General features: G+C 48.1%; 8 protein-coding genes. 5 read left to right on the top strand and 3 right to left on the bottom strand.

From position 1 onward, the window contains the following. Positions 1 to 547 precede the first annotated feature (547 nt). Positions 548 to 1,483, bottom strand: a complete 936-nt coding sequence (locus tag SGRA_RS19280; protein ID WP_014372797.1) for a dihydroorotate oxidase — start codon at positions 1,481 to 1,483, stop codon at positions 548 to 550. 19 nt (positions 1,484 to 1,502) lie between these two features. On the opposite strand from SGRA_RS19280, the gene SGRA_RS19285 reads away from it, so the two are divergent. Further along, positions 1,503 to 2,033 carry a hypothetical protein gene (locus SGRA_RS19285; protein WP_148268506.1) on the top strand — a complete coding sequence of 177 codons (531 nt, stop codon included), beginning with the start codon at positions 1,503 to 1,505 and terminating at the stop codon, positions 2,031 to 2,033. Between the two features lie 41 nt (positions 2,034 to 2,074). On the opposite strand, the gene guaA is transcribed toward SGRA_RS19285, so the two are convergent. Both guaA and guaB read right to left on the bottom strand, forming a co-directional pair. Beyond that, a complete protein-coding gene (gene guaA / locus SGRA_RS19290; protein WP_015695499.1) occupies positions 2,075 to 3,607 on the bottom strand; it encodes a glutamine-hydrolyzing GMP synthase in 1,533 nt (510 codons plus the stop codon). A gap of 10 nt (positions 3,608 to 3,617) precedes the next feature. Beyond that, the gene (gene guaB, locus SGRA_RS19295) at positions 3,618 to 5,084 is read right to left on the bottom strand and encodes an IMP dehydrogenase (protein WP_015695500.1); all 1,467 of its coding nucleotides are present in this window, start codon (positions 5,082 to 5,084) and stop codon (positions 3,618 to 3,620) included. Positions 5,085 to 5,830: 746 nt separating this feature from the next. Between guaB and SGRA_RS19305 the strand changes: the two genes are divergently transcribed. The 4 genes from SGRA_RS19305 (at position 5,831) to purH (ending at position 12,626) form a co-directional block, all read left to right on the top strand. Further along, the gene (locus tag SGRA_RS19305) at positions 5,831 to 6,910 is read left to right on the top strand and encodes an AIR synthase-related protein (RefSeq protein WP_015695502.1); all 1,080 of its coding nucleotides are present in this window, start codon (positions 5,831 to 5,833) and stop codon (positions 6,908 to 6,910) included. 60 nt (positions 6,911 to 6,970) lie between these two features. Further along, complete coding sequence (locus tag SGRA_RS19310) at positions 6,971 to 9,982, top strand: phosphoribosylformylglycinamidine synthase subunit PurL (RefSeq protein WP_015695503.1); 3,012 nt, start codon at positions 6,971 to 6,973, stop codon at positions 9,980 to 9,982. Positions 9,983 to 10,011: 29 nt separating this feature from the next. Then, the gene (locus SGRA_RS19315) at positions 10,012 to 10,827 is read left to right on the top strand and encodes a phosphoribosylformylglycinamidine synthase subunit PurQ (protein ID WP_015695504.1); all 816 of its coding nucleotides are present in this window, start codon (positions 10,012 to 10,014) and stop codon (positions 10,825 to 10,827) included. A gap of 197 nt (positions 10,828 to 11,024) precedes the next feature. After that, positions 11,025 to 12,626: a bifunctional phosphoribosylaminoimidazolecarboxamide formyltransferase/IMP cyclohydrolase gene (gene purH, locus SGRA_RS19320; protein WP_015695505.1), complete on the top strand. Its 1,602-nt coding sequence runs from the start codon at positions 11,025 to 11,027 to the stop codon at positions 12,624 to 12,626. The last annotated feature ends 115 nt before the right edge of the window (positions 12,627 to 12,741 follow it).

Here is a 12,741-nt window from a genome sequence, read left to right on the forward strand (position 1 = left end):
AGTTTTATTAGTTGTGATGATGTTGTTTTAATGTTTTTTTGGGGCCTCCGCAGCAAAGCTGCGGCGCTACGTTTCGCAGCTCGCTATTCGCTCGGCCCTGCAGCCGCTTTGCGGCTTTGGTCTGGCCCTGCGGGCCACTGCTGCACATCGCTAGTCCGCTCATCTTTTGTACAAACTTTTGGCTTATCTCGCCGGCCCAAAACCTTAACCCATTGATTTACAGATATTAACCGCAATAAAGAAATCTTTAATTAAAGATTTAACGAAATGAAGATTCCGTTAAATAAAGAATTAAAGAAATAACGGAATCTTTATTCCTTCTATGGTCCAATTTTGCAGCTAGAGGCGGCTTTGCCGCCTAACTGTGGGTGTTAACCCACAGTATCGGCTGAGGGATGGACAGCAGTGGCCGAAGGCCAGACCCAGCCGCCGAAGGCGGCGCAGGGCCGAGCGAACAGCGAGCTGCGATACAGCCCGACCCGGCCTTTGGCCGGGGCAGCCCCAAACCCTAAAAAAAAAGACCTTCCAGCCAATAGGCAGAACGTCTTTAAATAGGAGCGGCGGTCTTCAATTTTCCTCGAAAATCTTCTATCGATTGATAGCCCTTGGCTTGCATAATAGCCGTTAATTCGGCGCTGATTTGCGCAAAACAACTTGGACCAGTTTTCATCAGATGCGTGCCAATTTGTACGGCCTTGGCCCCACATAAAATATGCTCAAAGGCATCTTGGCCCGATTTGATGCCCCCCACGGCCACCACCGAAATCTCTGGCCGCAAGAGCAAATAAAACTGCCGAACATTGGCCAAGGCGGTGGCTTTGATATAATCGCCGCCCAAACCGCCAAAACCATCTTTGGGCCGAATTAAGGTCTCTTCTTTTTCCCAATCAATCACTAACCCATTGCCAATGCTGTTGATGCAGCTCACAAAAGACAAGGGAAACTGATTGAGAATTTGGGCCATTTGCTCAAAATGCAGCAGGTCGAAATAGGGCGGTAATTTGACGCCCAAAGGCTTGTTGTTTTGGGCAAAAACAGCCGCTAACACTTTTTCGGTTTGCTCAAAATCGTAGGCCGTTTGCGGTTTGCCTGGCAAATTGGGACAAGACAAATTTAGCTCTATGGCCGCAATATTTTCCTCTTCTTGCATCTCCGCAATCATCTTGAGGTTATCGGCCAAACTCATCCCCGAAAGCGAGACGATATAAGGCTTTTGAAAACTGGCCAATTCCTTAGCCGCTGCCAAATAATAAGCATGGCCCTTATTGGGCAAGCCCATAGAGTTGATGCTGCCCCAGGGCGTATCTACATAGCGAGGAGCGGGATTTCCTGCTCTGGGCGCTAGGGTGGCGCTTTTGGACAAAATAGCTCCCGCCGCAGACTGACCAAGGGCTTGCAACTCTTCTAAGCTGCTGCAGGCTGGACCAGAAGCATTGTATATACAGTTGGCTAATTTAATGTTCGCTATTTTTGTTTGTAGCATTTTTTTTTAAATTAGATAATTGAATAACTCAAATCAATATTTAATTATGAGGATTTTATTTTTATTTATGGCTGTTTTGCTAGCAAATACTGCTTTTGCACAAATTCAACCTTCTGAATCGAATGATCTAGATGGACCTAAATACAGAATTTTAACTGAGGCAGAACGAGAAGCTTTGGCCCAGAAAGGCTTGCATGTTGTCACCACCCACGATAACGGACTCCCAGACGATTGGGTTGAAGTATCTATCGAAGAGCGAGAAGCTTTGGCCAGCAAAGGATTTCAAGTTGTTATCACTACAGATGAAGGACTCCCAGACGACTGGGAATTTGCGGATGAAGCCACTATCGCTAAATTAGTTGAAGCGGGTTATTGGAAAGAAAATGCTTCTACTACAACTGGTGCTTGGGCAGATGGACAAGCGGGTTCTATAGCATCTGAAGGAGAGTATACGCTTATCCGCCGCAAAAGTGATCCTAAGCAATACGCTATTGTTTGTCAGAAAAAGGATGGTGTTTTAGAGATCTGCTGCATTAGAAAATTGTTCTAAACGATATAAAATAAAGGGCTGTATACACAGCCCTTTTCTATTTATTCCCACTCAATTGTTGCAGGTGGTTTAGAGGTAATATCATAAACAATGCGATTGACCTGCTCCACCTCATTGACAATGCGGTTAGAGATTTTGGCCAAAAGGGGAAGTGGTAATCTGGACCAATCCGCCGTCATGCCATCTACACTAGAGACCGCTCTTAGGCCTAAAGTATAATGATAGGTTCTTTCATCGCCCATAACACCTACAGTTCGGATGCCTGTGAGTACGGCAAAGTATTGCCAAACCTCTTCTTCTAGATCGGCGGCTTCAATTTCGCTTCGGAAGATATAATCGGCCGCTCTCAAAATGGCCAATTTGGGTTCTGTTACTTCTCCAATTACTCGAATGGCCAAACCTGGTCCAGGAAAAGGTTGTCTATTGACCAAATAGCTGGGCAAGCCCAAAGCCGCCCCAACGGTCCGCACCTCATCCTTAAAAAGCAGGCGAAGTGGCTCAATCAGCTCTTTAAAATCGACGACATCGGGAAGACCGCCCACATTATGGTGAGATTTAATCACGGCAGCATGTCCCGCCCCGCTTTCAATCACATCTGGATAAATCGTTCCTTGGACCAAAAAGTCCACTTCGCCGATTTTCTTGGCCTCATCTTCAAAAACACGGATAAAGGTCTCGCCAATGCGTTTTCGCTTCTCTTCTGGATCGCTAACGCCAGCCAATTGATTTAAAAAGCGCTCTTTGGCATCTACACAGATGAGCTGTAGATCCAGCTCTTGGCGAAATAGCTGCTCCACCTGCTCCGCCTCATTTTTACGCAACAAGCCATTGTCTACAAAAATGCAGGTCAACTGTTTGCCTACTGCTTTATGGACCAACATGGCCGCTACCGAAGAATCTACACCTCCAGATAAGGCACAAAGCACTTTCTTATCGCCAATCTTCGCTCGAATTTCGGCCAAACTGGCCTCAATAAAGTTATCCGTTTGCCAATCGCCTTTTAGGCCCGCCACTTCATAGAGGAAGTTGTGGAGCATTTGCTGGCCAAAGGCCGTATGCATGACCTCTGGATGATATTGGAAGCCATAAATTTGCTTTTCTTTTTGGGCAAAAGCCGCCACGGGACAATGATCGGTGCTCGCAATGGCTTCAAAGCCCGCTGGCAGTTCGCTCACTTGATAAGTGTGGCTCATCCAACAATCAGATTGAGCGGGAACCGATTTGAAAATAGCTGTTGGCTGCACTTGCAGCTCTTTTTGGCCATATTCTCTAGCCAAGGCTGGCGCTACTTTGCCTCCCGACAAATGAACCAAGAGCTGCGCCCCATAACAAATGCCTAAAATGGGTAAACCCAAATCTAAAATAGCGGGGTCCATAGAGGGCGCGCCCTCTGCATAAACAACTGCGGGCCCACCAGAAAGCACAATAGCTTTGGCGCCTTTGGCCTTGACCTCTTCGGCCGTAATTTGGCCCGAAACGACCTCTGAGTAAACCGAGGCCTCTCTTAATCTTCGAGCAATGAGTTGATTGTATTGGGCCCCAAAATCAAGGACCAGAACGACTTCTTTTTGCATAGTTTTATCTTTAAGCGTCTAGGCTATAATTTGGCGCCTCTTTGGTAATTTGAATATCATGTGGGTGGCTTTCTTTGAGGCCAGCATTGGTGATGCGGACAAATTGCGCTTTTTCGCTCAATTCGGCCACGGTTGCCGTGCCTGCATAGCCCATCCCTTGGCGAATACCGCCCACTAATTGGAAAATACTGTCTTCTACATAGCCTTTGTAAGCTACTCGACCTTCTACGCCTTCAGGGACCAGTTTTTTGCTGTTTTTTTGCTCATCTTGGAAGTAGCGGTCTTTGCTGCCTTGTTCCATGGCTGCAATAGATCCCATCCCTCGATAGACTTTGAATTTTCGGCCTTTGTAGAGCTCCATAGCGCCCGGACTCTCATCGCAACCCGCAAAAATGCTCCCCATCATACAAGCGCTGGCGCCCATACCCAAGGCCTTGACCAAATCGCCAGAGTATTTGATTCCCCCATCGGCAATGATGGGAATATTATGGGCCTTAGCGGCCTGCGCACAATCGTAAATGGCCGTAATTTGAGGAACCCCCACACCCGCTACCACCCGAGTGGTACAGATAGAACCAGGGCCAATGCCCACTTTAACGGCATCGGCCCCAGCTTGAATCAGGGCCAAAGTCCCCTGAGCAGTCGCTACATTTCCCGCAATGATTTGTAAATCGGGATAAGCTTGTTTTAGCGCTTTAATCGTGGCTAAAACCTTGGCCGAATGCCCATGCGCTGTATCTACCGTAACCACATCTACATGCGCTTGGACCAAAGCCGCGGCCCTTTCCATAGTATCTGCCGAGGTGCCCAAAGCGGCCCCCACCAACAAACGACCTTGCTCATCTTTGGCGGCTTGGGGGTAGCGTTCGGCCTTTTCAATATCTTTAATCGTGATGAGCCCACCCAAACGGCCTTGCTCATCCACCAAAGGCAATTTCTCTACCCGATGTTGGCGCAAAATGGCCTTGGAGCTTTCTAAAGTGGTACCGATAGGAGCCGTAATTAGGCCCTCTTTGGTCATCACTTCGCCAATTTTTTGGTCAAAATTGGTCTCGAAACGCAGATCTCTATTGGTTAAAATGCCCAAAAGTTTTTTGTTCTCATCGCAAATCGGCACCCCCGAAATTCGATATTTTGACATCAAAGCTTCGGCTTCATGCACAAAATGATCGGGGCTGAGGTAAAATGGATTAGAAATAATGAAGTTCTGCGAGCGCTTCACCCGGTCCACCTCCTCGGCTTGCTGGGCAATGGACATGTTTTTATGAATAATGCCCAAACCGCCTTGACGGGCCATAGCAATGGCCATTCTAGACTCCGTAACAGTGTCCATAGCGGCACTAAGCAAAGGAATATTCAATTGGATTTTGGCGGTAAGTTGAGTCGATAAACTGACTTCTTGCGGAAGGACCTCAGAGTAGGCAGGGACGAGCAGAATGTCGTCAAAGGTGAGGCCTGTTTTCAGCAATTTTTCCATAGAGAAGAGATTGATAGGGAGGCATGCACTGCCGCTTGTGAAAAAATTGCAAGCAAAAGTAAGCATCTTCTGCTAGAAAAAGGGGGGCTTTTCGGCCCTAGGCGTTTAACTAATTGTTAATTCAAATTGTGCCCTTGGGCTAGTCTAGCTAATTATCCCTAGTTTTGCAGCTCATTAAAGACTGAGCTCAAAATTATCTATTGATTATCAGTTTTTTATGTTTTGAGGCTGCCCCGCCCTGCGGGCGGGTCGGGCTGTGTCGCAGCTCGCAGGTCTGCTCGGCCCTGCGGCGCTAAAGCGCCTTGGTCTGGCCCTTCGGGCCACTGCTGTCCATCCCTTAGCCGATACTGTGGGTTAACACCCACAGCAATATGGTATCGCTTCGCGATGCCTTATAAATGAGGGTTAAAACCCTCATAAATTGACCGCTTTGGGCGGATGGAGATCAGGACGATTGGCCCCATTGACGGAATAAAGATTCCGTTAAATAAAGAATTAAAGATTTAAAGAAATAACGGAATCTTTAATGCTTGCAGGCCGGAGCAGAATGCTAAACCTCCGCCCAAAAGAGGAGCGGCCTAGCGATGTGCAGCAGTGGCCGTCAGGCCAGACCCAGGCGGCGCAGCCGCCGCAGGGCCGAGCGAACAGCGAGCTGCGGAACGTAGCGCCTGCCGCAGGCAGGAGGCCCCAAAAAAGACAAAAAGTTCTTCCAAAGCCAGATTTTTGAATCATTAAGAAAAAGCAATATGCAAAAGAAAGCGGCTAGCGGAATGGATATCAATTTGGGCAATTCCTGTTCTCAGGATGCCTATGCTTGGGCCAAAAAGACCTTTGTGCAAAGAGCAGGAAAGGCTGGGGCTTTGGCGCCCAATTTAGAAGGCGGATTTTCGAATCTGCTTTTATTTGGCCAAGAGCGAATTGGTATTGCTTCGGATGGAATCGGGACCAAAATTGAGTTGGCCGAAAGAAGCAAAAAATACGATACTTTGGGTTTTGATTTGTTGGCCATGGTTGCCGATGATCTGGCCACAGCCGGTTTTGAACCCACCAACTTATCCAATATTATTGATGTAGATCATTTGGACCAAGCGGTCATCAACGAGCTAATGAAAGGCTTGTCGGAGGCCTGTGCATTTACGGGCGTGAGCATCACGGGAGGCGAAATTGCCGAATTGGGCAATCGCATTTCAGGCTATGGCGATGGGATGCACTTCAACTGGTGTTCTACGGCCATTGGGCATCTGCCCTCGCAATTGGCGCAGCCCATAGATGGCAGCCAAATAGAAGAGGGACAAGTTGTTGTGGCCGTAAAGAGCCGTGGATTTAGAAGCAATGGCTTTTCGCTGATTAGGCGAATCATGGAAAAAAACTTTGGTCCAGATTGGCAGGATGCGCCCTATGATGAAACTTGCAGTTGGGGCGAAAAACTATTGACGCCCTCACTAATTTGCGCGCCACTCATCAACAAATGGTTAAGCCATGATATTTTGCCCAGCGGCTTGGTCCATATTACAGGTGGCGGCATAGCCGATAACTTCAGGCGCTTGCTTAAGCGAAAAAATAAGGGGGCTCGTCTAGAAAATCTCTTTGCGCCCTTGCCAATGATGAAAAAAGTCATGAGCTTAGGGGAAATTACCTTAGAAGACGCCTACTTATACTGGAACATGGGAAATGCCTTTTTAGCCGTTTTGCCAGCCGAGCAGTTAGATGCTGCTTTAGCCTTGGCCCAAGATACTCCTTATCAGCTAGTTCGAGCGGGAGAAATTACGGCTACACCCAATATTCAGATTGTCTTGGAGGAAAAAACATTGAACTACAATTTCTAAGCATAGAAAAGACTACCCAAATTGGGCAGTCTTTTTTTGTTGGACCAGATACCTAATTTAATGAGTAACTACCCACATATATTCCGTTATCTGCGCCCCGATTTAGCCGATTGGCAGGGCCAGAAGATTGTGCAAGCAGCAGAGCTACATTTAGGCCTCAAAACGGGCGAAATTCGTTTGGCTCAGCTCTTTTCTTTGGCCGAAGAGGCCCAAGAGGAGCAGCTATTGGCCTTTGCAGAGGCTTGTATCCAAGATCCTTTGACGGACCAAATCGAGATCAATCAATTAAGCTGGCCCGCGGGTTTTGCCTCGGCGGTGGCCATTGCCCAATTGCCTGGCGTTACAGATGATGAGGGCCGCTCGGCCCAGATGGCCTGGGCCGATTTCTTCAATTTGCCCTTCGAGCCAGAAGAACAGCGCATTTTTAGCCAAACCATCTATCTCATAGAAAAGGATTTGACGGCCGAAGAGCTCAAGGCCTTGGCCCAGCGCCTCTTGGGCAACCCACTAATTCATCATTTTAGCTATTTCAAGGCCCAAGAAGGCGGTTTTGATCGCCCTTTTTATGTTCCTAAAGTACAAATACAAGCCAATAAAGAGCGTCAACTGATTGATTTGGCCCCTTTGAGCGATGAAGAGCTGCTGCGACTGTCTAAAGAAATGGTTTTGGCCCTCAATTTAGCCGAAATGCAAGCCATTCGAGACTATTATGGCAGTGAGGCGGTCCAAACATTTAGAGCTACCAAAGGCTTGCCCGCCCAACCGACCGACTGCGAGCTAGAAGTACTGGCCCAAACTTGGTCCGAGCACTGTAAACACAAGGAATTTAATGCCCTGATTCACTATAAAAACCTAGAAACTGGCGAAGAAAAAGACATTCATTCGCTTTTTAAGACCTTTATCAAAGGGGCTACCGATAATGTGGCCGCTTCTTTGGCCGAAAAAGGCAATGATTGGCTGGTTAAGGTGTTTTCTGATAATGCTGGAGTGGTTAAAGCTACGGATAAACATCTGTTTGTCTGGAAAGTAGAAACGCATAACTCGCCTTCTGCGCTTGACCCTTATGGGGGAGCGATTACGGGCATTTTGGGGAACAATCGCGACCCACTCGGAACGGGTGTAGGGGGCGCTCAACTGCTGTTTAATACGAATGTCCTTTGTTTTGGCCCACCCAACTACAACAAAACCCTACTCAAGGGCCAATTGCATCCCCGCCAAATCATGGAAGGGGTGGTTTCGGGGATCGAAGATGGTGGAAATAAGTCGGGCGTGCCCACAGTAAACGGTTCAATTGTCTTTGATGAACGCTATAGCGGCAAACCTTTGGTCTATTGTGGTACTGCGGGCATTATGCCCTACGATTATCTGGGAAAAAATAGCTGGGAAAAACCAATTGATGCTAATGATCGCATCATTATGGCCGGCGGTAGAGTGGGCAAAGACGGCATTCATGGCGCGACTTTCTCTTCTATCGAGATTGATGAGCATTCACCTATGTCAGCGGTCCAAATTGGTAGCCCCATCACCCAAAAAATGCTTTACGATTTTATGCGGGTAGCTACCGCTCAAGGACTCATCAAATGTAGTACGGATAATGGCGCGGGGGGACTCTCTTCTTCGGTGGGCGAACTGGCCGAAATTAGCGGTGGGGCTTTGGTCCAATTGGAAAAAGTGCCACTAAAATATGCAGGTCTTCGCCCTTGGGAAATCTTTGTCTCTGAGTCGCAAGAACGCATGACTTTGGTGGTGGAAACAGAAAAATGGCCCGCTTTAGAAAAGCTTGCACAACAATATGAAGTGGAGCTCTCTGATATTGGCTATTTCACCAATGATGGCTATCTAGATATTCGCTATGAGGAGGAACAAATTGCCTTGTTGAGTATGCAGTTTTTGCATGAAGGTGTTCCCCAAAAAGAAATGTGGGCCGAATGGGAAAAACCAGAACTCCAAGAACCAGAGCTTCCCGAAAACTTAGAGTATAATCAACTGCTCCTAGACCTAATGAGCAGCCTAAATATTTGCTCTAGAGAAAGTATTATCCGCCAATACGACCATGAGGTCAAAGGCAAAACGATTCTCAAGCCGCTGATGGGCGCCAAAGGGAAAGCCCCTCAAGATGCGGCCGTTCTCCGCTTTGATTTCTCTGATTATCAGGGGGTGGCCGTCTCTAATGGCATTATTCCCCGCTATGGCGATATTGATGCCTACCAGATGTCGGCCAGCGCCTTTGATGAGGCAATCCGCCAAATTATTTCGGTGGGCGGCCGCCTACCCAATATGACAGAAAACGATGATATTTTCTGGTCCATTAACGATAATTTTTGTGTTCCCGATTCAGAGTTTCATCCCGAACATAATCCAGATGGCAAACTCAAACTCGCCAAATTGGTGCAGATGTGCCAAGCCCTTTATGATATGGCCAGCTTTTTCGATATCCCTCTCACTTCGGGCAAGGATAGCATGAAAAACGACTTTAAGGCAGAGGGCCAAAAGATTTCGGTCCCACCCACTATTCTCTATTCTTTTACGGCCAAAATGAAGGATGTTCGCCAGACCATTAGCGCAGAATTTAAAATGCCTGGCGACCTGATTTATCAATTGGGGACTACTTATAATGAATTGGGCGCCTCTGAGTTTTATCAGCTATTTGGCGAGTTGGGCGCTAATGTTCCTAAGGTCCGAAAAGAAGCCGCCAAAGCCCTTTATCTCAAGGTCATGCAGGCTAATGAAGCTAAGTTGATCGCCTCTAGCCACGATTTATCCGATGGCGGCCTAGCCGTTGCCTTGGCCGAGTCTTGTTTCGGTGGCGATTTGGGCGCCAATATTCAACTGGACCAATTGGGCGATTTGACGGCCTGGCAACTGCTGTTTTCCGAGTCAAATTCTCGCTTTTTGGTCTCTATCGCCCCCGAAAATCAAGCTGCTTTTGAAGAAATTATGGGCGATGCCGCCTTTTTCTTGGGCCAAGTAAGCGACGACCAACAGTTGACGATCCAGCTCGGCCAAGAGGAGCTGATCCAATTGAGCAATGAGCAGTTGGAAACGGCCTGGTCGCAAACGCTTTCTCTCTAATTTCTGGACCTTATATTAAATATCTTATTATGGTACAAGTTCTTGTGCTGACCGGCTTTGGGATTAACTGCGAAGAAGAAACTGCCGCCGCCTACCAAATGGCGGGCGCCCAAGCCCATATCCACCACTTTAATGAGGTCCTTCTAGAGGGCCACGATATTCACCAATATCAATTGATTCACTTCCCCGGCGGCTTCTCTTTTGGAGATGATCTGGCCTCGGGCAAAGTGATGGCCAATAAAATTCGATATAAAAAGCTTCCCAACGGCAATAGCCTGCTCGATGAACTCAAAATTTTCCTCAATAATGGCCATTTTATTATGGGCATTTGCAATGGCTTCCAAATGTTGGTGCGCCTGGGCCTTTTGCCCAATACCCGCCTCAGTTTTGCCCAGCAATCTAGCCTTTTGCCCAATCTCTCTAGCCAATATGAGGACCGCTGGGTCTACTGTAAGGTCAATCCCGGTTCCGAAAGTCCCTTCCTCAAAGGCATCGATATTATTCCGCTGCCTGTCCGCCACGGAGAAGGCCGCCTCCTTTTTGGCGATGATACGCTCAAGCAGATTGTCCGCACAAAATCACTCAATTGCCTGAGCTATTGCCTAGAAAATGGCGACTTGGCCACTGAATATCCCGCTAATCCCAATGGCTCGGAGCTGTCTTGCGCCGGACTTTGCGACCCCACAGGCCAGGTGTTCGGCCTGATGCCCCATCCAGAAGCTTTTTTAAGCCTCTATAATCACCCAAATTGGCCCAAAATGAAACGCCAAAACCCCCAACTTTCTGAGGAGGGCTGGGGCCTGAAGTTTTTCAAAAATATTGTGCAACATATTCAAGCGAATTAAGATTTGGGGCCTCCGCAGCAAAGCTGCGGCGCTACGTTTCGCAGCTCGCTGTTCGCTCGGCCCTGCAGCGCTAAAGCGCTTTGGTCTGGCCCTAAGGGCCACTGCTGCACATCGCTAGGCCTGCGGGCGCTTTGCGCCCTGCTATACTCAATAATGGACCACTAATTTTTCTCTCACTTTTCTATCAATTGCTTCTTATGCAGCTTCGCAAAATTAAAAGAGCTCTTCTCTCTGTTTCCGATAAGTCGAATTTGATTCCCTTGGCCCAAGGCCTTCACGATTTAGGCGTTGAACTGATTTCTACGGGCGGCACAGGCCGAGCCCTCCAAGAGGCCAAAATTCCCTATACCGATATTCAAGCCGTCACGGGAAATCCAGAAGCTTTTGGCGGCCGAATGAAAACGATTTCTTTCCAAATTGGCTCTGCCCTTCTGTTCGATCGAGAACGCGATGCCCAAGAGGCCCAAAACCTAAAAATTGAGGGCATTGATTTGGTGGTTTGCAATCTCTATCCCTTCCAAAAGGTCCAAGAAGCTGGCGCCGATTTCCCTACCCTAATCGAAAATATTGACATTGGTGGACCTACGATGATTAGAGCCGCCGCCAAAAACTTTAAGGATGTGGCCGTTTTGGTCCAATCTAGCGATTATGAAGGCTTTTTGGCCGAACTCCAAAGCCAAAATGGCCAAACAAGCCTAGCCCTCCGCCAACAATTGATGGCCAAAGCCTTCAATCATACAGCCGATTATGATGCCCGCATTGCTATGCGCATGGATGAAGAGTTGGGCAAAAAGAGCCTCCGCCTAAGCTTTAAACAAGGCCGCTCTTTGCGCTATGGCGAAAATAGCCATCAAGCCGCCGGCTTTTACCGAGAAAATAGCTCGGCCCTCAGCTTGGCCGATATCCGCATTTTGCATGGCAAGGCCCTTTCTTATAATAATCTTTTGGATGTGCAAGGCGCAGTAGATGCCGTTCAGGGATTAGGTGGACAAGCGGTGGCGGTGGTCAAACATAGCAATCCTTGTGGCCTAGCCAAAAGTATGGACCAAAGAACAGCCCTAGAAGCCGCTTGGTCTGGCGACCCCATTTCTGCTTTTGGCTCTATCATCGCCTTCAATCAACCTCTAGAGCTCAAAACTGCCGAGTTTTTTCAATTAGATGCGGAGGACCGCAGCCAACGCAAGTTTGTAGAGGTCGTTATCGCCCCCAAAATTACGGCTGAAGCCCTAGAATACTTGCAGCAGCACAAAAACTTGCGGGTTTTAGAGCTCGATATTGCTGGCCTTGAAAAGGCCGTAGATTATCGCTACCTCTCTGGCAGTTTATTGGTCCAGGAAGCAGACCTTGCGCTCTATAACCAACAAGAATCGGTCACGGCCCGCCCATTTCCCAGCGATGAAGCGGCCAAAGGCTTAGTTGAATTTGGTTTGCAGGCCATCAAAAGCATTAAATCTAATGCGATTGTGCTGGTCCAAGCAGTAAATCAACAGCAGTACCGCATTTTGGGCATGGGAGCAGGACAACCCAACCGCCTAGTTGCTACTAAACTAGCCATTGAAAAGGCCAAAGAAAACTTGCAAAGAGAAGGCGCAGAAGATGTAGCTGGCATTTTGGGCCAATGCTACCTAGTCTCTGATGCCTTTTTCCCTTTTGCCGATAATGTAGAACTAGCCGCCCAAGCAGGTATCCGCTATATTTTGCAGCCCGGCGGCTCTATCCGAGATAAATCGGTAATTGCCGCCTGCGATCAGGCCGATATCGCCATGTTATTTACTGGATTGCGTCATTTTAAGCATTAAATGGTCCATTTGCGTTTGGAAGCGGGCGCAGCCCGCTGGCCTAGCGATGTGAAGGGGTGGCCCCTAGGGCCAGACCGAGGCGGCTTTGCCGCCGAAGGGCCGAGCGAATAGCGAG

It is taken from the genome of Saprospira grandis str. Lewin (genome assembly GCF_000250635.1).
Lineage (GTDB): Bacteria > Bacteroidota > Bacteroidia > Chitinophagales > Saprospiraceae > Saprospira > Saprospira grandis.